The 406-nt window shown below is 70.7% G+C and carries 1 protein-coding gene; it reads right to left on the bottom strand.

Features of this window, described 5'->3' with window-relative positions:
- A partial coding sequence (locus FNX44_RS27745) for an aldo/keto reductase (RefSeq protein WP_173019332.1) occupies positions 1 to 406 on the bottom strand: 406 nt, incomplete at both ends.

Consider the following 406-nt stretch of genomic DNA (forward strand, 5'->3'; position numbering starts at 1 on the left):
GGAGCCACCAGAGGAGGATGGTTTCCGGGGTGGTGTGTTTCCGCTCGGCGAGTCGGGCGATCAGGTCGGCGGCCGGGGAGGGTTCGGCGCCGGTGTAGCGGCCTCGGGCGAGGGCGCCCCAGGCCTGGAGTTCGATGCCGTGGGCGAGGCAGTGCTCGATCGTGCCGGTGGGGAAGCCGCCCGCTGCTGCGGCGGCGGTGTTCACCTGGACGCCGGATTCCACCCAGTCGCGTTGTTCCAGGCTCATCTCCAGTTGGTTGGCCACGAGCGGTACGTCGAGGTGGGACTGGAGGTGGGCGATCTGTGCCGCGCTCATGTTGGAGGCGCCGAAGTGGCGTACCAGGCCTTCGGAGCGGAGCTCGGCGAAGGCTTCGGCGATCTGGGCGGGGTCGGCGAGGGGGTCGGG

The sequence above is a fragment of the Streptomyces alkaliterrae genome, assembly GCF_007097205.2.
In the GTDB taxonomy this organism is placed as follows: domain Bacteria; phylum Actinomycetota; class Actinomycetes; order Streptomycetales; family Streptomycetaceae; genus Streptomyces; species Streptomyces alkaliterrae.